The sequence below is a fragment of the Synechococcus sp. Nb3U1 genome (assembly GCF_021533835.1).
Classification (GTDB): domain Bacteria; phylum Cyanobacteriota; class Cyanobacteriia; order Thermostichales; family Thermostichaceae; genus Thermostichus.
This window is the reverse complement of the sequence record NZ_JAKFYQ010000003.1, coordinates 77,172-96,857: the sequence shown is the minus strand read 5'-3', so window position 1 is coordinate 96,857 and position 19,686 is coordinate 77,172. Positions and strand designations below refer to the sequence as shown.

General features: G+C 54.0%; 17 protein-coding genes and 1 riboswitch. Of the genes, 6 read left to right on the top strand and 11 right to left on the bottom strand.

Going from position 1 to position 19,686, the window contains the following annotated elements; genetic code table 11:
- The first annotated feature begins 33 nt into the window (after window positions 1-33).
- On the top strand, window positions 34-423 hold the full coding sequence (locus tag L1047_RS14875; RefSeq protein ID WP_235279786.1) for a bleomycin resistance protein: 390 nt from the start codon (window positions 34-36) through the stop codon (window positions 421-423).
- A 93-nt stretch (window positions 424-516) separates the two neighbouring features.
- Window positions 517-2,232, top strand: a complete 1,716-nt coding sequence (locus tag L1047_RS14870; RefSeq protein ID WP_235279785.1) for a succinate dehydrogenase/fumarate reductase flavoprotein subunit — start codon at window positions 517-519, stop codon at window positions 2,230-2,232.
- A 33-nt stretch (window positions 2,233-2,265) separates the two neighbouring features.
- Here L1047_RS14870 and L1047_RS14865 read toward each other — a convergent pair whose 3' ends face one another.
- The 4 genes from L1047_RS14865 to secG all read right to left on the bottom strand — a co-directional run bounded on the left by L1047_RS14865 (window position 2,266) and on the right by secG (window position 4,690).
- Window positions 2,266-2,838 (bottom strand): response regulator, encoded by a 573-nt coding sequence (locus L1047_RS14865; RefSeq protein ID WP_235279784.1) that lies wholly within the window; start codon window positions 2,836-2,838, stop codon window positions 2,266-2,268.
- 207 nt (window positions 2,839-3,045) lie between these two features.
- Window positions 3,046-3,738 carry an HAD family hydrolase gene (locus L1047_RS14860; protein WP_235279783.1) on the bottom strand — a complete coding sequence of 231 codons (693 nt, stop codon included), beginning with the start codon at window positions 3,736-3,738 and terminating at the stop codon, window positions 3,046-3,048.
- Between the two features lie 30 nt (window positions 3,739-3,768).
- Window positions 3,769-4,434, bottom strand: a complete 666-nt coding sequence (locus L1047_RS14855) for a YqiA/YcfP family alpha/beta fold hydrolase (RefSeq protein ID WP_235279782.1) — start codon at window positions 4,432-4,434, stop codon at window positions 3,769-3,771.
- Between the two features lie 16 nt (window positions 4,435-4,450).
- Window positions 4,451-4,690, bottom strand: coding sequence for a preprotein translocase subunit SecG (gene secG, locus L1047_RS14850; protein WP_235279781.1), 240 nt, complete (start codon window positions 4,688-4,690; stop codon window positions 4,451-4,453).
- Between the two features lie 249 nt (window positions 4,691-4,939).
- On the opposite strand from secG, the gene L1047_RS14845 reads away from it, so the two are divergent.
- Window positions 4,940-5,467 (top strand): hypothetical protein, encoded by a 528-nt coding sequence (locus L1047_RS14845; protein WP_235279780.1) that lies wholly within the window; start codon window positions 4,940-4,942, stop codon window positions 5,465-5,467.
- 128 nt (window positions 5,468-5,595) lie between these two features.
- On the opposite strand, the gene L1047_RS14840 is transcribed toward L1047_RS14845, so the two are convergent.
- The 3 genes from L1047_RS14840 to rpoD all read right to left on the bottom strand — a co-directional run bounded on the left by L1047_RS14840 (window position 5,596) and on the right by rpoD (window position 8,361).
- Window positions 5,596-5,769 (bottom strand): DUF4278 domain-containing protein, encoded by a 174-nt coding sequence (locus L1047_RS14840; protein ID WP_235279779.1) that lies wholly within the window; start codon window positions 5,767-5,769, stop codon window positions 5,596-5,598.
- Between the two features lie 80 nt (window positions 5,770-5,849).
- Window positions 5,850-5,931: riboswitch (Glutamine riboswitch) on the bottom strand.
- Window positions 5,932-6,301: 370 nt separating this feature from the next.
- Complete coding sequence (locus L1047_RS14835) at window positions 6,302-6,718, bottom strand: tellurite resistance TerB family protein (protein WP_235279778.1); 417 nt, start codon at window positions 6,716-6,718, stop codon at window positions 6,302-6,304.
- 425 nt (window positions 6,719-7,143) lie between these two features.
- The gene (rpoD, locus tag L1047_RS14830; protein WP_235279777.1) at window positions 7,144-8,361 is read right to left on the bottom strand and encodes an RNA polymerase sigma factor RpoD; all 1,218 of its coding nucleotides are present in this window, start codon (window positions 8,359-8,361) and stop codon (window positions 7,144-7,146) included.
- A 668-nt stretch (window positions 8,362-9,029) separates the two neighbouring features.
- On the opposite strand from rpoD, the gene metH reads away from it, so the two are divergent.
- The 3 genes from metH (at window position 9,030) to L1047_RS14820 (ending at window position 13,385) form a co-directional block, all read left to right on the top strand.
- Window positions 9,030-12,725, top strand: coding sequence for a methionine synthase (metH, locus tag L1047_RS14825; protein WP_235280093.1), 3,696 nt, complete (start codon window positions 9,030-9,032; stop codon window positions 12,723-12,725).
- A 64-nt stretch (window positions 12,726-12,789) separates the two neighbouring features.
- A complete protein-coding gene (locus tag L1047_RS16830; RefSeq protein ID WP_443081733.1) occupies window positions 12,790-12,960 on the top strand; it encodes a FitA-like ribbon-helix-helix domain-containing protein in 171 nt (56 codons plus the stop codon).
- A gap of 71 nt (window positions 12,961-13,031) precedes the next feature.
- Entirely contained in the window at window positions 13,032-13,385 is a 354-nt protein-coding gene (locus L1047_RS14820; RefSeq protein ID WP_235279776.1) for a type II toxin-antitoxin system VapC family toxin, read from the top strand.
- 42 nt (window positions 13,386-13,427) lie between these two features.
- Here the strand turns inward: L1047_RS14820 and L1047_RS14815 are convergent, their stop codons facing one another.
- The 4 genes from L1047_RS14815 to L1047_RS14800 form a co-directional block, all read right to left on the bottom strand.
- Window positions 13,428-14,246, bottom strand: a complete 819-nt coding sequence (locus tag L1047_RS14815) for an ABC transporter permease (RefSeq protein ID WP_235279775.1) — start codon at window positions 14,244-14,246, stop codon at window positions 13,428-13,430.
- Window positions 14,247-14,324: 78 nt separating this feature from the next.
- Window positions 14,325-15,242: a glutamate racemase gene (gene murI / locus L1047_RS14810; RefSeq protein ID WP_235279774.1), complete on the bottom strand. Its 918-nt coding sequence runs from the start codon at window positions 15,240-15,242 to the stop codon at window positions 14,325-14,327.
- Window positions 15,243-15,335: 93 nt separating this feature from the next.
- Complete coding sequence (locus tag L1047_RS14805) at window positions 15,336-17,228, bottom strand: N-acetylmuramoyl-L-alanine amidase (protein WP_235279773.1); 1,893 nt, start codon at window positions 17,226-17,228, stop codon at window positions 15,336-15,338.
- A gap of 149 nt (window positions 17,229-17,377) precedes the next feature.
- On the bottom strand, window positions 17,378-19,627 hold the full coding sequence (locus L1047_RS14800) for a DUF1796 family putative cysteine peptidase (protein ID WP_235279772.1): 2,250 nt from the start codon (window positions 19,625-19,627) through the stop codon (window positions 17,378-17,380).
- Between the last annotated feature and the right edge of the window lie 59 nt (window positions 19,628-19,686).

Genomic DNA, 19,686 nt, shown 5'->3' with positions numbered 1-19,686 from the left:
ATTAGAACCTCAAACGGCACAGGAGGGTGGGACATGGAGGGGTCGTCTGAACTGTTGAGCTGTGTTCCCGTCCTCCAAATTCGACAGGCGGAACTCAGTTGCGAGTTTTATTGTGGTGCCCTCGGCTTTACTAAAGAATGGGAACACCAATTTGAACCCGGTTTCCCCCGCTTGGTGTTGATGGGTCGGGGCCCGATTCGACTGTTTTTAACCGAACACCCCGAAAGCGCTTTCGGCATGCTGATCTACCTCTACGTTTCGGCGGTGGATCCCTTGGCTAGGGAGTTTAGAAGCAGGGGTGCCCAAATCGATCTCGGCCCCATCACCCAACCCTGGGGTGTGCGAGAAATTCATTTACGGGATCCGGATGGCAATCGTCTCCGCTTTGGTCAGGTGTTGGATGAGGAGGATCTCAAGGGATGAGCCATGCCCTGTTGAGTCCAGGTTGCTTGAGAGAACCATTGGAGGCGGCCATAATTGGAAGACCCGCGAGGGGGCTTTTTTGAGTTTGCATCCATGCTGGAACACGACATTGTCATCATCGGTGGGGGATTATCCGGTTGTCGGGCTGCTTTGGAAGCCTTGCGACGGGATCCCAGCCTCAATCTGGCACTGGTGGCCAAAACTCACCCGATTCGCAGCCACTCGGTAGCAGCCCAAGGAGGCATTGCCGCAGCCCTACAAAATGTTGACCCACAGGATTCTTGGCAGGCTCACGCCTTCGATACCGTTAAGGGATCCGATTATCTGGCGGATCAAGATGCGGTGGAGATCCTGACCCAAGAAGCGCCGCAAGTGATCATCGATCTGGAACATTTGGGGGTGTTGTTCTCCCGCTTGCCGGATGGTCGAATTGCCCAGCGGGCTTTTGGGGGCCACAGCCATCATCGCACCTGTTATGCCGCTGACAAAACCGGGCACGCCATTTTGCACGAATTGGTGAATAACCTCAAACGCTTCGGGGTGAAGCTCTACAGTGAATGGTACGTGCTGCAGCTAATCCTGGAAGAGAACCAGGCCAAAGGGGTGGTGATGCTGGAGCTGGCCACCGGGCAGCTAGAGGTGGTGCGGGCCAAGGCGGTGATGCTGGCTACAGGCGGCTACGGGCGCATTTACAACTCCACCTCCAACGACTTCGCTTCCACGGGGGATGGTATGGCGATGGTGGCGCGGGCTGGGTTGCCGCTCCAGGATATGGAGTTTGTACAGTTTCATCCGACGGGCCTGTATCCGGTGGGGGTGCTGATCTCAGAGGCTGTGCGAGGAGAAGGGGCCTATTTGATCAACAACGAGGGGGAGCGCTTCATGGCCTCCTATGCTCCCAGTCGTATGGAGTTGGCCCCGCGGGATATTACCTCGCGGGCGATCGTAACGGAGGTGCGGGCCGGGCGGGGCATTGCCGGGAAAGATTATGTTTACTTAGATTTGCGCCATTTGGGGGCAGAAAAAATTCACAGCCGGGTGCCCTTTTGTTGGGAAGAGGCCCATCGCCACTTGGGCATTGACGCGGTGGTAGAGCCCATCCCGGTGCGGCCTACGGTGCACTACTGCATGGGTGGGATCCCGGTGACGGTCGAGGGTCAGGTGTTGCGGGATCCGGAAACTCCGGTAGAGAGGCTTTTTGCTGCTGGTGAAACTGCTTGTGTCTCGGTGCATGGGGCGAATCGGTTGGGGAGCAACTCTCTTTTGGAGTGCATTGTGTACGGACGACGGACAGGGGCTGCGCTGGTGGAGGCGGTTAAAGGGCAGTCCTTGCCGAAGCTGGATGAGGGATCCCTGCTCCAGCAGGCAACTGAACGAATCAGTCAGCTCCTGGAAAAATCGGGGGATAGCCGTATTGATACGGTACGGCGGCAATTTCAGGATTGCATGACCACACACTGTGGGGTGTACCGCACCGAATCTGTCCTCCAGGAAGGGATCCGGCAACTGCAACACATTCGTCAGCGCTACAACCAACAGCTACGGTTGGATGATCAGAGCAACGCTTGGAATACCGAGCTGATCGAAGCCCTAGAGCTGGATAACTTGATCACGGTCGGATCCCTAATTCTGCACAGCGCCTTGCAACGGCGGGAAAGTCGCGGATCCCATGCGCGGGAAGACTTCCCCCAGCGGGATGATCAACAGTTTTTGCGCCACACCTTGGCCGCCTTTCGAGAGGGATCCCCCCAGATTAGCTATCGCCCGGTGGTGATCACCCGATTTACCCCGCAGGAACGAAAGTATTAACGTATTAGGGAGTGGCACCTTCCGTAGCCTTGCTCATAGTTGTTCAGGATCCAACCCTAACTCACGTAAGCGATCTTCCAACACCATAATCCGCTCTAGGTACTGTTCGGCCCGTTTCCGCTCTAAATCCCGCTGTAATTTTAGAGAAACACTGCGTTGTTGTTCTTCCTCATCCCGTTGCTGCCAGCGTTCTTTTTGCATTTGCAGCTCTTTTTGCAAATAGGCGTTGTTCAGATGGGTCTTGACGCTAGCCAGCACTTCTCCTGTTTGAAAGGGCTTGCTGAGATAATCAACACCCCCCACCTGAAAAGCCCTCACCTTATCAAACACATCGCTGAGGGCACTAATAAAAATGATCGGGATATCCCAAGTGGCCTCATTTTTCTTGATTTGCTCACACACCTGGTAGCCATCCATCTCCGGCATCATGATGTCTAGCAAGATCAGATCCGGCGGATCAGCTTCCACGGCTCGCAGCGCCATAGAACCATTGATGGCTCGACGCACCTCATACCCTTGCTCAGAGAGCAACTCATCCAGCACATCCAAGTTTTCCAGGGTGTCATCCACTAGTAGGACGGTACCCAGTAAGTCGCCGCTTTGCACAGGTCGGATCTCTCACTCTTGTTTTCTCACATATTATTACCGGAGCCAAGTGAGAGGTTGTGTTAAGGATCCCTCTTGTTCTTGGGCAAAGGTCATGTTCTTTTCTTTTTTTTAAAGAAGGTGGTTACTACAAGCTAATTTTTATACTAAATAAGACAAACAAGTCAACAGGGTACTTCCACACCCTCAACCGGGATCCCTAAACTTTTACATCGGCAAGTTCAGCAGCTCCGCCAATTCCACAAAGCTCTGCACCACCGCATCGGCCCCAGCCTGGCGCAAGTCTTCTGGCTGAAAAGACGTGGTGATACCCACTGCGAAACATCCGGCCCCTTTGGCAGAGCGGATCCCGTTGGTGGAATCCTCGATCACCAGACATAGCTTCGGATCCAAGCCTAAGATGGCGGCGGTTTTCAAATAAGGCTCTGGGTCAGGTTTGGCCCGTTGAATATCCTCGGCGGTGATCACCCCATCAAACCAGCGGTGCAGGCCAAAACGATTGAAAATCTGTTCTTGATCCCGACGGGTGGCGGAGGTGGTCAGGGCCAGAGTTGAAAACTGCTGACGGCTGGCGGCCAAAAACTCCAGCACCCCCGGCACCAGGGGAACCTCCTCTAAAAGCTCGTGAAACACGGTGGCCTTTTCGTCAATCAGGCGTTGAACTTCAGCACGGCGTTCGTACTCTGCACGACCCGGAGGGTCATCGTCTGGGCTAAACTGCTCGACGATGTAGGCGAACATATCCCAGTCGGTGCGGCCCTTGAACTGGAGGGAGATGGGATCCAGATCAATCGAAAGATTGCACCGTTGGAGGGCGATCGCCCCCGCCTGCGCATGGATGGGCTCGGAGTCGACGATCACCCCGTCCATATCGAAGAAGAGGCTGACAAAGGATTGCATGAAAAGCGCCTGCGGTGATGGGGACCCGGCTCAATTCTGCCCTGTCTCACGGGGGGCGTCGATCCACCCACAAAAGCGGCTGCTGGCTTGCCAAATCGGCTCCAGCACATCTGTCAGAGCATGATCACTCTCCAAAGGCATGAGTTGGGCCCAGGGGCGGTGCGCCACGTAATTGCGGCTAGCCTGAATTGGGATGGTTTCATCTCGGATCCCGTGCAGGATCAGGGTGGGTATAGGCCGTTGTAACGCTCCATCGGGATAGCCCTGAGCATCGGTTACAAATTGGTACTCCAGAGGCAGTGGACGACCTTCCCCGTAGTGAAAGACGGATAGGGATCCGGTTCTTTGCCAGGCTTCTACGGCCTCGGCTCCCAGCCGGGGCAACCAATGGCTCAAAAACCCAAAGGCTGGCGCCAAGAGCACCAAACGCTGCACACAAGCCTGTTGCTCGGCAACCCAAGCCGCCACCAACCCCCCCAAGCTGGAGCCAATTAGGGTCACAGGAGGGTGAGCGTACTCTGCGAGCTGCTGGGATACTTGTTGGATTTGACGGGTAAGGGTGAGCTGAGAAAACTGACCCTGGTTCAGATCCGGCACCAGGAGCGGGATCCCTATCTGCTGCAATCGCCGCTGAAAAAAGGCCGCCTTGGTAGATTTCGGCCCCGAGCCGAACCCATGCAGGTAGATCACCGCCACGAGGGTGCGGCCTCTTCTATTGGCCTGTGGCTGCCGAGAGCCAACCTGCCCCCAACACCACGCTAATGGACAGAAAGAGGGTGGCCACCGTCCAAGTGATGCGGTTGAGGCTTTGTTCAGCACTTTTGGAGCTGGAGAACAACTGGGCCTGCCCGCCAATGCCTGCCAACCCATCTCCTTTCGGGCTGTGCAGCAGCACCAAAATAACCAACAAGATGGCCGAAGCAGACCAGAGAAACTCGAAAAACGCTTCCATTACAGAGGATTCCAGTAGGGCAAGTTGCTAAAGCCATTATCACCCGAATCCCTCTCAAGCTGCACCCTGTCCCTGAGCTGAGCCCCTCTTGAACCGCTTGGGCAAACCGGCAAACACAGAAGAATCCGCTCACTTCAAAAATGTTGATACCCATTCCTATTCATCTTGAGGGAGTCTAGTTATGATGGTTCCAACCTTTTTCATGATTCATTGAGGTTCAAACCCGTGACTTTCCCCTCTGGCCCTCCGATGACCTCTGAGAAACCTTCCGCACAGATGATTGGCCAGGTATTGGTGCAGGCTGGCTTGCTGACGGAAGCCCAAGTCCAGGTTGCTCTGCAGGATCAGTCCTATTGCGGGGTACGGTTTGGCGAAATTTTGGTTACCCGCGGCTGGGTTAAACAAGAAACCGTAGATTTTTTGGTGGAGCAGTGGCCAGCCTTGCTGAATCGCCCCGACAAAATGCCTCTGGGGGAATGTTTGCAAGCTGCGGGTCTACTGACACCTTTGCAAGTGCAACAGGCGGTTCGAGAACAACACATCAACGGTATGCGCATCGGCGCGGTGATTGTCTTGAATGGTTGGTTGAAGAAGGATACAGTGGATTTCTTTTTGAAGGGTTTGGCTCCCAATCGCGTTACTGAGTCGCCTTTTGTCACCAAGCCCCGCACCACAGGCCAGTCAACTCCCACATCCATCCCCAACACCGTGCATAGCAAAGGTGAGGAGCTGGTCGATGAAGACATCGACCTCGAAGATTTTCACTGGCTAGGTTGACATCCTTGTCCTAAGTGCGGGTTGAGTGGCAAATACCGAATTTGACCCAAAAAACGACCCCAATGGGGCCGCTTGATCCTTAGAAGATCTCTAACTCAGAACACCAAGAAGTTGAAGAATCGCCTACCTCAGTAGTTCACACCCCGGTAGATCAAAGGCTGATTGGGGTGAGGCATCGCGTTTTTGCTGGTGTGGTGTACCAACAGGGTTTGGCCGCGATATTGAGCCTGTAATTCTTCATCGCTGAGCTGAGTATGAGCGGGGACGTAGTCAAAGTTGTTGCCACGGAAAGAGAGTTTCATAAGTCGCCTCCATCAACGAATGGTTGAATCTGATGTCGTTGAAACATGACGCCAAAGGGAAAATGGCGCGATTAAGTTGAGGCGCGTTCCTTCGGGGGGATCCCTACTTCCGTCTCTGCGTAGCCCCAGATGAATGGTGAGCCGACCACAGAGATGAACGATTTATCCTATGTCTGTATCGTATCTTACGGTTTTGGAGATTTTCCTGCGGTTTAGAGAAATTTAACTTTTGAGGGGGTTCAGAGGGCTATCCGTCCCACGCAGTAAAGCTTGCCGCTGGCGGCGAGTCCTAGAGTTTTGGCGTAGCCTGCATAGCGTCGAGAGGATGTCACTGTTGGGATTGCTCGGAAACGTTACAGCCTTTTCCGACTTCATAGACGACACAAGATAAAGAAGAAATTCTTGTCGGACAAGGGGTTGGCCTGCATCGGCTGTAGTATGTATCGCTGGAAAAGGCTGTAAGCCCTGGTGGCAAAGAGCAACTCTGTGCTACCCGGGAATGGAATCGTTCGATGCCTCAGCCCCCTCTCTGTCAGCCGGATACTGCTTTCGCCATCCGCCGGAAAAATTGCCCGATACTCCTCACTAAGCTAGGGGCTGATTCTGGTCGTGCCGGGATCCCGGCCATCAGAGTGTGATAGTCGTCTAAAAGGCTGTGCTCCTCCGGTGAGACATTGTCGTCTGCGATCAGTAGGTTGCCAATTGCCCCCAACAATTGCATCCGTTCGGTTTCAGTAGCCTGCGTCAAATAATCTGCCATCCACAGTTCCGTCTGTTCGGTTGGGATGGGCTGCTGAAAGAGTTCCCGCAGTTCAGTATCGTGCTCCAGGTTGTATCGCCGCAGCAGGGATCCGAGATAGGCCGATTCCTGGGGTTCTAAGTGTCCATCGGCCCAGGCCGAGCCAGCCACAATTTTGAGCATCAACTGGTGTTGGGTCGTGGGGTTCATGGTGGGATCCCTTCTAGAGAAACAAGAGGTGATACAAGGTGTCAGTTCGTTCACCTTAACTATGCCTCAGCAGGGCCACCTCAAGCAGGAGGATACTGTTATACCAAAACCCCAAAAATCTCCTCCGATAGCCCAAAACGCGCTTTTAGGGCTTGTAGTTCTTGCGCCATCGGCTCGTTGGTTTGCCTGGTCAGCTTGTTGAGCAAGTTCCACAAAAGATCGGCTGACCGTCACTATCTGGATAGTCAAGGGAGTGAGGCTTGCTGATTTGCGGTTGCGCCACCATCAACCAACCTCCAGAAAAATCCGCCCCCACTATATCCAGCAGCAGCCTTTCCCCTATCCCAGCAGATCCGCCCTCTCCCGATAGATAGAAGGCAGTTAGGGTTAGGCGGGAGTGAGTTGCATCCATAAAGACGGATGATTTAGCGGATGTACTCCTTTAGGACGCTATTGCGATTGGGGTGCCGCAGTTTTCGCAGTGCTTTGGCCTCGATCTGCCGGATCCGTTCACGGGTGACGTTAAAGATCTGCCCGATTTCCTCCAGGGTTTTCATGCGGCCATCATCCAAGCCGTAGCGCAACTTGAGTACGTCCCGTTCCCGTGAGGTGAGGGTTTCTAAGACACTTTCGAGATCTTCCCGTAGCAGCACCTTAGCCACCCGATCCTCGGGGGTTTCCCCATCCGATTCGATAAAGTCCCCCAGGCGAGAATCTTCTTCCTTGCCAATGGGGGTTTCCAAAGAAATGGGTAGCTGAGCTGACTTGGCGATGAACCGCAGCTTCTCGATAGTGATCTCCATGCGGGTGGCGATCTCTTCTTCGGTGGGCTTGCGACCCAATTCCTGGGAAAGCAACTTGGTCACCTTTTTAATGCGGGAGATGGTCTCGTAGAGGTGCACAGGCAGACGAATGGTGCGGGATTGATCGGCAATGGCACGGGTAATGGCCTGCCGAATCCACCAGGTGGCGTAGGTGGAGAACTTGTAGCCCTTCTCGTGGTCAAATTTCTCTGCCGCCCGAATCAAACCCAGGGATCCCTCTTGAATCAAGTCCTGAAAAGACAGACCCCGGTTCATATATTTCTTGGCGATGGAAACCACCAACCGCAGGTTGGACTGCACCATCTTCTCTTTGGCCCGCCGCCCCCGATGCAGCCGCCGCCGAAAATCCGGCAACGCCATCTTCACTTCTTCGGCCCAGAGGGCATCTGGCACCTCTTCCGGGTCTTCCCAGAGGCCCATGCGGTCGTAAATCGCCTCCCGGATCCGCTCGAGCTCCAATAAATCAGCAATTTTGCGGGCCAGTTCAATTTCTTCGTCCGCTCGCAATAGCCGAATACGTCCAATTTCTTGTAGATAGACCCGAATTGAGTCATCGGTGTAGTGCTTCTTTTTGCTGGCAGCTTTACGCTTCGAGCGCCCCTTAGTACCGGTACTGGCAGCTTCGCCATCCTCTTCTAGGGCTTCCTCTTCTTCGTCTTCCTCATCAAAAGCATCGGTGTCACTGGCAGCCAGTTCGATCTCGATCGTGTCCACCCCATTGTCCTGATCAGAGCCCAGAGGGATGGAAGGTCGAGTTTCCAAATCCGGTTCGAGAAGAGCCGTTTTACCAGACTTCACCAATTCCTTTGCTTGAGTCATGCTGAGTTCCTCGTGATCCTGATCACAGACAACTAAAGGCGACTAAGAGAACCTAGACGCCAGAGGGAAAAGAGCGACCGCCATCCCTGCATTCGCCAATGTCCATAGAGCCAACCTGTCAACCTGTAAAGAGTAAAGATCCGCAGACAAAAACCTCGCCTGCTCTAGGCAAGCCTGCCCGCCTCTTAACAGCCGATCGCTCGGGTCAATCTCGAAGCAGATATCGCCCATAGGGTTCAACGAAATTAGCGCAAAACTCGTCTTGATGAGCAGGGCCTCTTGAGACTCCAAAACTCTTGAGACCCCAAAAGGTGAAACTTTCCCTTCGCCGATCCTCCGATACAGTGCGAGGCACTTGATTAAGAGGGCAGGACATTCAGCACCTCAACAACTCCTAACAGGCGAGGAGAAGCTCTCCTACAACAACCCGCAACTGGCTTTGAATCAGGCCCTTGCAGGCAACTGTAGCCGTTCACACCAAAACGTCCTTCCTAAGTTAGCCCGCCCTTTGGCAAACAGCAATGGGGCAGACAAAGAAAATGTTAATCTCACCGAATCATTGCCAGAGATGGGGATCCCATGGCAGCTGTGCACGAGCCTGCATAGCTCACACAAACGGCTCAATGCTAACTTAAATCAGGCTTTCCCTCCTTTTGGATCCCATGGCCATGACGCATCTGCATCCCTTCCTGCAACGGCTCCAGGAACATGTGATTGTTTTCGATGGGGCGATGGGATCCTCGCTGCAAACCCAAAACCTGACGGCGGCGGATTTTGGCGAACCGGAGTTGGAGGGTTGTAACGAGATGTTAGTGCTCACCAAGCCGGAAGCGGTGGAAAAGGTACACCGGGGCTTTCTGGAAGTGGGGGCGGATGTAATCGAGACGGATACCTTTGGAGCCACCTCGATTGTCCTGGCGGAATACGGGATCCCGGAAAAAGCCTATGAACTGAATGTGGCGGCGGCTCGCTTGGCCAAACAGGTTGCACAAGAGTATTCCACCCCCAACAAACCTCGCTTTGTGGCTGGATCCATTGGCCCGACCACCAAGCTACCCACCCTGGGGCACATTGGCTTTGATGAGATGCAGGCTAGCTTTGCCGAACAGGTGCGGGGGTTGATCGATGGTGGAGCCGATCTACTTATCATTGAGACCTGCCAGGATGTGTTGCAGACTAAGGCAGCCTTGGCAGCGGTGCAACAAGTCTTTGCAGAAAAAGGCGCATTGGAGCCTGGTGGGATCCGCTTGCCGGTGGTGGTGTCTCTCACCTTTGAGGTACAGGGCACGATGCTGGTGGGCACTGAAATGGGGGCGGCTCTGGCGATTTTGGAACCCTACCCGATTGATGTGCTAGGGCTCAACTGTGCCACTGGCCCCGACAAAATGACGGAGCATATTCGCTATCTATCCAAACATTCCCCGTTCCCGATCTCCTGCATTCCCAACGCTGGCTTACCAGAAAACATCGGTGGCCGAGCCCATTACAAGCTCACCCCCGAGCAATTGCGTTTTCATTTGCAGCATTTCGTTCAAGATCTGGGAGTAGCGGTGGTGGGGGGCTGTTGTGGCACGCGCCCGGACCACATTGCGGCTCTGGTGGAAGCAGTGCAGGGGTTGCGACCCAAACCCAGACCCATCGAGCGGATCCATGCGGCAGCCTCCATTTATAGCCCGCAGCCCTACCAGCAGGACAACTCCTTCTTGATCATTGGTGAGCGGGTGAACGCCAGCGGCTCCAAAAAAATGCGGGATCTGCTCAATGCTGAAGACTGGGATGGCCTGGTGGCCCTAGCCCGGGAACAGGTGCGGGAAGGTGCCCATATTTTGGATGTGAACGTGGATTATGTGGGCCGCGATGGTGTGCGGGATATGCACGAGTTGGTGTCGCGGTTGGTCACCCAAATTCAGATCCCCCTGATGCTCGACTCCACCGAGTGGCAAAAAATGGAGGCGGGCCTCAAGGTGGCTGGGGGCAAATGTTTGCTCAACTCCACCAACTATGAAGATGGGGAAGAGCGCTTTTTGAAGGTGCTGGAACTGGCCAAACGCTACGGAGCTGGGGTGGTGGTGGGCACCATTGATGAGGAAGGCATGGCCCGGACTGCCGAGAAAAAGTTTCAGATTGCTGAGCGAGCTTACCATCAAGCTGTGGCCTTCGGGATCCCGCCCTACGAGATTTTCTTTGATCCTTTGGCCTTGCCCATTTCCACCGGCATTGAGGAAGACCGGGCCAACGGAGCTGCCACCATCGAAGGGATCCGCCGCATTCGCCAAGCCTTTCCGGAAGCCCATATTGTCTTGGGGGTCTCCAACGTCTCCTTTGGGTTATCCCCTGCCGCCCGTATGGTATTGAACTCGGTGTTTTTGCACGAATGTCGGGAAGCGGGCATGGATGCCGCCATTGTCAGCGCCGCCAAGATCCTGCCCCTGAGCAAAATCCCGGAGCAGCAGCAGCAGGTGTGTCGGGATTTGATCTTCGACCGACGCCAGTTCAACCCCGAGGGCATTTGCACCTACGATCCCTTATCCCAGCTCACGCAACTGTTTGAGGGGGTATCGGGGAAAGATTTACGCTCTGCCGGATCTCTGGCGGATCTGCCCCTGGAAGAACGCCTGCAACGGCACATCATCGATGGCGAACGAATTGGGCTAGAAGAGTCCCTCGCCGCTGCCCTAGAGAAATATCCTCCTTTGGAAATTATCAACACCTTTTTGCTAGATGGCATGAAGGAAGTGGGGGAATTGTTTGGAGCTGGCAAAATGCAGCTCCCCTTTGTGCTGCAGTCGGCAGAAACCATGAAAGCAGCGGTTAAATATTTGGAACCCTTTATGGAAAAAGCAGAAGGAGATGGGGCCAAAGGCACCTTTTTGATCGCTACTGTTAAGGGTGATGTACACGATATTGGCAAAAACCTGGTGGATATCATCCTCACCAACAATGGCTACAAGGTGATCAATCTGGGCATCAAGCAGCCGGTGGAGAACATCATCGAAGCTTATGAAAAGCATCAAGCTGATTGCATTGCCATGAGTGGGTTGTTGGTGAAATCTACCGCCTTTATGAAAGAAAATCTGGAGATCTTTAACGAGCGGGGCATTAGTGTTCCGGTGATTTTAGGAGGCGCTGCCCTCACCCGTCGCTTTGTGGAGGAAGACTGCCAAAACACCTATAAAGGTCGGGTCATTTATGGGCGAGATGCTTTTGCCGATCTGCATTTTATGGATCAGCTCATGCCTGCCAAAGCTGCCGGACAATGGGATGATCACCTCGGCTTTTTGAATGGCTCGCAAAATGGATCCCATGCTAACACCAAAACCAATGGTCAGGTTGGTTTGAAATCCTTACAATCTACAGAATCCGAGGCAGTGGATCCCACTTTGCCCGCCCCAGAAGTTACGTTTGGCTCCACTCTTGAAACAATTGAGCTATTGGAACAAGATACCCGTCGTTCCGAAGCTGTGACCTTGGATACAGAGCGACCGATCCCACCATTTTGGGGATCCAAAATTCTCACTTCTTCTGAGATTCCTTGGTCGGAGGTCTTTTTCTACATCGATAAGCAGGCACTGGTAGCCGGGCAATGGCAAATCCGCAAGCCCCGCGACCAATCTGCCGAAGAGTTTGCCGAGTTCCTGGCTACGCAGGTGGATCCGGTGATCGAACGCTGGAAAGAGCGGATTATCGCGGAAGATATCTTGCACCCGGAGATCGTCTATGGCTATTTCCCGACCCAAGCAGAAGGGAATAGCTTGATTATTTTTGATCCCGCCAGTTTTCCGGAGCTGTTCCAGCTGGATCCCGATTCTACTACTTATTTTCAGCTGCCCACAGTAGAACGGCCGCAACTTACCCCGCAAACCCGACAGCTAGCCCGCTTTACTTTCCCTCGCCAAAAAAACGGAAATCGCTATTGTATTGCTGACTTTTTTGCCGATCACTCTACAGGGTTGGTGGATGTTTTCCCAATGCAAGCGGTGACGGTTGGTGCAGAGGCCACCGTCTATGCTCAGAATCTTTTTGCCAATAACCAATACACCGATTACCTCTATTTCCATGGCATGGCCGTGACCCTAGCAGAGGCCTTGGCAGAGTGGTGTCATGCCCGCGTTCGTCGGGAATTGGGATTTGCCCAGGAAGATAGCTCCGATATCCGCAAGATTTTGCACCAAGGTTACCGTGGATCCCGCTACAGTTTTGGCTATCCCGCCTGCCCTCATATTCCTGACCAACGGATTTTGTTGGATCTGCTTAAAGCGGATCGCATTGGCCTGATCATGGATGAAAGCGATCAATTGGATCCGGAACAATCCACCACCGCCATCATTACTTATCATCCGACTGCTCGGTACTTTAGTGCGTGATCTTGGCCAAGCTCTCAAGTCGTAGCAGAATGAAACCATATTGGTTGCTTTATGGTGATTTCCTGTGCCCACGACGTTGACTTTGAAGAATATTCCCGACGTTGTTTATGAGCGCTTGAAGGCTTCAGCGCAAAGGAATCGGCACAGCTTGAACAGTGAAGCCATCGTGTGCCTGGAATCCGCACTGCTGCCAGCCAAGCTCTCACCTAGCGAACGCCTAGCCAGAGCCCGCTAAATCCGGGCCACCCTGCCCCAAGGGAAATTCCATCCACAAGACGTTCATGCCTTTAAACAGCAGAGCCGTCCATGATCGTGGTTGACTCCAATGTTCTGGCGTACCTGTACCTTCCGGGGCAGTACACCGCTGCTGCCGAATCCTTATTGGAGCAGGAGTCAGACTGGGCTGTCCCGCTCCTCTGGCGCAGTGAATTCCGCAACATACTGGCCGGTTACATGAGACGTGGGGATCTTTCTTTTGAGCAGGCTATGTGCCTGCTGCGAGAGGCCGAGAGCTTACTGGAAGGTTCAGAATTTGAAGTTGACTTGCTGACTGTCTTGGAGCTTGTCCATAAAAGTGACTGCTCCGCCTACGACTGCGAGTTCGTGGCCTTGGCTGTACCCTCGACACCAAACTGGCTACCCTGGACAAAAAGCTTTTAGGCGCTTTCCCGAATTTGGCTATGACTATCCCTGAGGGCTGATTTATTGATTGATTTTAGAGGAGCTGGATCCCTGACGAGGACGACCCAGCAGGGTGGTTCCCATGACAACTGCTAGGGTGACCAAGAGAATCAGCGTCGAAAGCGCGTTAATTTCGGGCGTAACGCCGCGCCGCACTGTACTGTAAATCAAAGTTGGCAAGGTCAGGCTCTCCGGCCCGCTGGTAAAAAAGGAAATAACAAAATCATCAATCGAGAGGGTAAAAGCCAACAGTGCCCCCGCTAGGATCCCAGGCATGGCCAACGGCAGCGTCACATAGCGCAGCTTCTGCCAGGTATTGGCGTAGAGATCATGGGCCGCTTCTTCTAGGGTGGGATCCAACAGTTGCAATCGGCTTCGCACTACGATGGCCACAAAAGACACCTGAAAGGTGATGTGGGAAAGAATCATCGTCCATAGGCCCAGCTCGAACAACCCCGTGTAGTAGCGCAAAAACTGGTAGAACAGCAGCAACGTGATTGCCATAACGATATCGGGAATGATCACCGGCAAGAGCATCAACCCTTGAAAGGCATTTTTGCCAGGGAAACGATAGCGATACAGCCCATACCCCAACAGGGATCCGAATACAGTGCTGATCAGGGTGCTGACCAAGGCCAGGATCAGGGTATTTTGGGTGGCTTGCCAGGCTATCTGATTCTGGAATAGCGAAACATACCAGTCAAAGGTGAAGCCCGTCCACACCAAGCCAAAGCGGGCGCGGTTAAAGGAGTAGATGACAATCAACAGGATCGGCAGATACAGAAAGCCATAAATGGCGTAGCTAACTCCCCGCAACCAACCTGGAATCTGAACTGGCATGGGCAAGAGCAGGCCCTTTACGCATCACTGCCCATGATTTTAGAAGCTCCGGAACTGCGGGTTGAACCCTCCAGGGCTTTAACAGTTTGCCGTCTGCTCGCCAGCTACATCCAACACCGGCAATTCCACCCGTTCCACTTGGGGTCGAAAGCCCAGCCAAGGGGTAGCCAACTGAGCAAACCGCTCCGGATCCCCGCTCACACAAAAGCGATGCCCATCCGCTTGAGAAACCCTGGCATGAGAACTACCACAGCGATTCCCCTCAGGATGCCGCAACCCCCACAGTCCCAGCTCTTTGGCCAGGGATCCCACCAATGCTACCCCCGGATCTACCCGTCGGACGGAGCGGGGCAAGAGGGGTCGCAAAATTGGATCCAACACCGGATAGTGGGTACAGCCATAGATGAGGGTATCGATCCCCTGTTGCAACAGCGGCTGCAAATAGCATTCGGCAGCCTGGCGTAGAGCTTGGCTATCCGACTCTCCCGCTTCGATCAGGGGGACAAACTCTGGGCAAGCCTGTTCCCAACACTGGATGGAGTAAGGGAATCTTTTGGGATCAAGGGCGCTGTACTCCTGAATGGCCTTGGAATAAGCACCGCTATTCACCGTGGCTGCTGTGGCAATTACCCCAATTCGGGATCCCTGAGTCAAGGCTGCCTGAGCACCGGGCAAAATCAGGCCGAAAATGGGTAGTGCATAGTCCTGACGCACTTGGTCTAGGGCCAAAGCGGAGCTGGTATTGCAGGCCATGACCACCAACTTGACGGGCTGCGCCTGCATCCAAGCCAAAATCTGCCGCACAAAAGTCAAAATCTCTTGTGGGGAACGTCCTCCATAGGGGACTCGTGCCGTATCGCCAAAGTAGAGTAGCCGCTCTTGAGGCAGTTGTCTGCGCAGGGTTCGCCACACCGTCAACCCCCCTAAGCCGCTATCAAACACGCCAATGGGCCACCTGGGATCCGGCTCTGATCCCGCCTTCCACTCAAACTGCATGCCTCACTCTCCTCAACACCTTCACAAGGGATAGGCTGCTGTATCCTATCGCCCTTTCTGGAGTCTCGGCGACAGTTCTCTCCGTAGGCAAGCTCAACGGTTGCGCAAAAAGGCTTCGATCCCATCGGCAATCGCCCGGGACAACAGAGCTTGATATTCTGCCGTAGCCAGCTTTCGCCCTTCCGTCGGATTGGTCAGATAGCCTAGCTCCAGCAGTACAGAAGGCATGCCCGTCGGGGTTTCCCGCACCATGAAAAACCGCGCTCGTCTCACACCCCGATCGGCGGCTCCTACAGTTCTGACCAAGCTGCGGTGCAAGGTGGTAGCCAATTCAGCGCTATCGGGCCGCAGGTAATAGGTTTCGATGCCACTAATGCCAGAACGATCCAGAGCATTGGCATGAATGCTCACCAGTAGGGTGGCGTTGGCCTCTACCGCTATATCCACTCGCGGTTGCAACAGAATTTCCCGGTCATCAGTACGAGTCATCACCACCGCATAGCCGCGCTCTTGTAGCAGTTGTCGCACTTGGTTAGAGATGGACAGGGTGATGTGCTTCTCCTGAACTCCATCCACCCCGATCGCACCGGGATCCCGGCCTCCATGTCCCGCATCAATGGCGATGATCGGCTGTCCTACGGGTTGAGGTTGTTGTGGCTGGGTGGGCAGTTGTGGTTGAGCAATCGGCAAAGGAGCGTTCAGGGGTTGCAGTTGCAGGGTAATACGCCGGGATCCCTGGCCAGGATTGGGCTCAAAAACATTAAATTCTTCAGAGGGCTGCACCAGAATACTGACGGTACGGGCGTCCTCCTGCACAAAGCGAATCCGCTCCACCGGCCCATTGGCAGGCAAACCGGGATCCGGCAGCGATTGCGGCAGACGAGCGGGTGCCACACTGATGCGATAGCCACCACTGGCGGGATCCCATCCAGCCCGGTAGAACATGAATCCATCAGCGCTGATGGTCAGTTGGTTGCCCTGCAGATGCACCGATTGCAGCGTTGCCAGCGGCCCACTGGCTCCTGAACCCGTGGCATCCGGCAAAAGGCTGGCCTGCATCCCCCCCCCAGCCGGCTGAATCCAAATCCCACCCCGCTGGGCGTCATAGCGGGCTTCCCAGTCACCACTAGAGGGATCCACATCCAACACCACCCGCGCCACCGTCGGCTCAAATTGCCCGATTCGTAGGCGGGAAACCCCCAGCCGGTTGATCGTGTAGGCCCGCTGGCTGAGGGCAGAGCTGAGGGAGGTTTGCAGAAAGTCTATCACCACCCGATCCGGGTCGAGAATCCGCCGCACTGTGGTGGAGGGGCTGCCTTGAGTGCGGATGAAAAACCCTTCCGATTGTGGGGATACCTCCAAGATTTGATGGCCAGAGCGGGAGGTTGAGGGAGGAAGGGGCAGATTGGGGGTTTGGCTTTGCCGGGGTGGAGTGAGCAGCGGCGGTGGTGCCGATGAGCCACTGACGGAGGGGATCAGCGGAGATAAAGAGAGATTACCGGCATGGGTAAATTGCACAGCCCAACGGGAAGGATTGGCGGTGAGCAGTTGCAGTTGGTTGAGGCTAAGGGGCTGATCCGGCTGCAGGTGCAGCACGAAGCGGGTGATCGTATCGGTGAGTTGGCTGATCTGCAGGGATCCGACTCGACCCGAAAAAGTTTGGGTTTGCGGATCCCGTCCAAAACGGGTGTTCGGGAAATCCAAAACCACACGGGGTGGATCTTGCAAAATAAACAGGAAAGGCCGTACCTCCCCTTGGGTATTGACCTCTAAGCGTCCCTGCTCGGGGTTATATTGCCAGTTTTCAATCCGGGATAGGCCCGTCGTTGTCGTCGTCTGGGCTAGGGCAGGTTGGGGAGGAAACAGTCCTGCTCCAGCCAAACCCAACAACAGTATCGATCCCCAAACACCGATCCGGCCCTGCTTTGCCTGTGGCCTCCTTGCTCCGGGATCCCGTCTTGCCCCTAGCTTGTCCAGTTCAGGCATGACACCCCACAAACTCCAGCACACCTGCTGCTCTCAACTATACCAGCGTCCTCTCGGGGCGGCCTGAGGGGTAGCGCAATTTCACCGTTGTTTGAAGGTTAATCCATCTTTTATGGTCGTAAGGTAGAGTGGATCTCTATGATCCTCATCTAAGACAGGTGGGGAGGACACCAGAAAAGGTTTTGGCTAGAAATTCCCAGCGAGCGGAGGATGTTCCCCATAGTCTCTGTACAGTGTTTCCAGTGATCGTGATCCGCATACATGCGATCGGGATTGAACTCCATATCGTAATGCAGCACATTCGGGATCCCTGTAAATTCATCAGAAGGTTGCAGAGAAATAATCAAGAGCAGAAAAGGCTTGCCCTGACATTTGGCCTCTAGCTTAGCTATTAAGTCGAGCACCACGCCTCGTTGGCAACCCCCCGTCCGAACAAACAAGAGTTTGTCAGCTTTTTTCAACACATATCCAAAGCGTTTAGCACGGGCACTGTACCGAGTTTGCATCCGTTCATACACCGACTTCATATTATTGATGGGATCATCGCTGTCTTCCACTTCATGGCCAAAGGATAAACCCGTCCATTTGCTGTGATAGATGCGTTTTTCTTCGGGGTTGTAGTGTAAGTGACAGGGATCCCACATCCCTTGAAAATCGTTTTGGATCATATCTGCCACATCAGCTAGATTAGTGGTGCGCGTTAGATCAAACGGAAAAGCAGGCCCGTCATATTCCAACTTATATAGAAGCATTCGCACCGCGCAGCGATCCCCCAAAGGCACAATGGCAACGCGATGAATATCCGACAATCTGCATTGATACTCCAACAGCATTACCGATCTAGGAGCAGCCTTGACCCGGCTTTCCAGACCCGCTTCTCCGATCATCAGGGTGCGGAAAGGTGCATCGCGGTGGTTGGGATCCTCATACACACCTGCTGGCATCGCTTTTAAGGCGGCCCGGACTTCCTTCCACATGGGGTGAATGTTGTATTCATGATCGGTTCGGTTGATCACACATAGGCGTGGCACAGAGTCGGAACCCTTAGATAAGCCGTTGAGCTTGAGAATGACCAAAGATCCATCATCGAAGATTGTTTCTAGTGCTTCTTGTGCAAAAAACTGGGCTGCCGGATAAAAACAGAGGTCGGCATCGGGGGGAATGGAGAGGGTGGTTTTGAGGGTTCCATCCTCCTGCACAAAGAGGCCATACAAGGTTTTATTTTCGAAGCCTCTGGCCATATATAGGCCAGCTTGTACCTGTGCCTTCTGGAAGGCCGTTTGCAAAGCCTGCCAAGTGGGGTTGATGGTGTATGTATAGGCAGAGATATTGACCACACGAAACTGATTCTTGGTGTTCTCCACAGTCATCCAAAAGCCGTGCTCATCTTGAAAAATAGGCTGTTCAATGGCCAATTGAATCCATCTTTGGCGAATGACATGATGGGGATCAAAAATAGAGAGATTGATTGCCTCAAACATCACTTGGTGGCCCTTACTATTGGGATGGGTAGCATCCCAAGAGAGGCCCGGTTTCCAACGGCCTTGACCATCTTCTAGAGCGGGCAACCAATTCAACACAGGACATCCCCACTCCAACATGCGCTGTTGAGTTTCTTGGAGGAGAAGATATTGCTCTGGGCCATAGTCTGCATGAGGGTATACCCCCCCCAGAATGGGCAGGGCTCCACTCTCTTGGATGCGCTGGATCAACTGCTGTAGGCCATTTTCAAATCGTCTTTGCAAGGCTCGACGATGTTGGGGCAAAGCCAAGGCCAACCCTTCATTCCCCAAAGACAGCGAAACAATAACAATCTCCGGCTGTTCGGGAATAACCACTTGAGTAAACCGCGTTAGCGTTCGGCTAACATTGGCCCCCAACTCCGAGTAATTGTGCAGTTGATAGCCATACTGCTCCTGAAGGGCTTTTCCCAAATGCCAGGCCCAACCCCGCAACAACCAGGCACTGCACCCCAAGGCGACCGAGCTACCCAAGACGACCACTTTTAACCCCTTCTGGGGTTTGGGTTGGGGAATAGGATCCGCAAAATAGCCATAGGGAAAGGTAGGGATCCGGCCAAAGTCTCCATCTTCGACGATCAAAACTGCTGGTAAAGGTTCAGGCTCAAGCGGTACCCAGCGATTCACTCCGGTAGATTCCCAGACAACTTGGCCATTGGCTTGGACGCGCAGATATTGATATTCAATCCGTGCCGCCCAATCTTCACCATTTAGATCATCATTTAGAGCCAGCTCTACCCACCAAAGTGGATAACGACCGGGATCCGTTTTCAGCCAAACACAACGACGGGGATCCCATGAGCCCATTGTTGTACTGGATCCCACCAGCGCGATCCGTTCACCCGGCTGAGTTGTGGCATGAACCTGGAACCGATACATAAGATTTCTCTAGAGAAGAGGGTAAAGTAGGGCCTTCTGGCTGCGTTTGGGATCTCTTG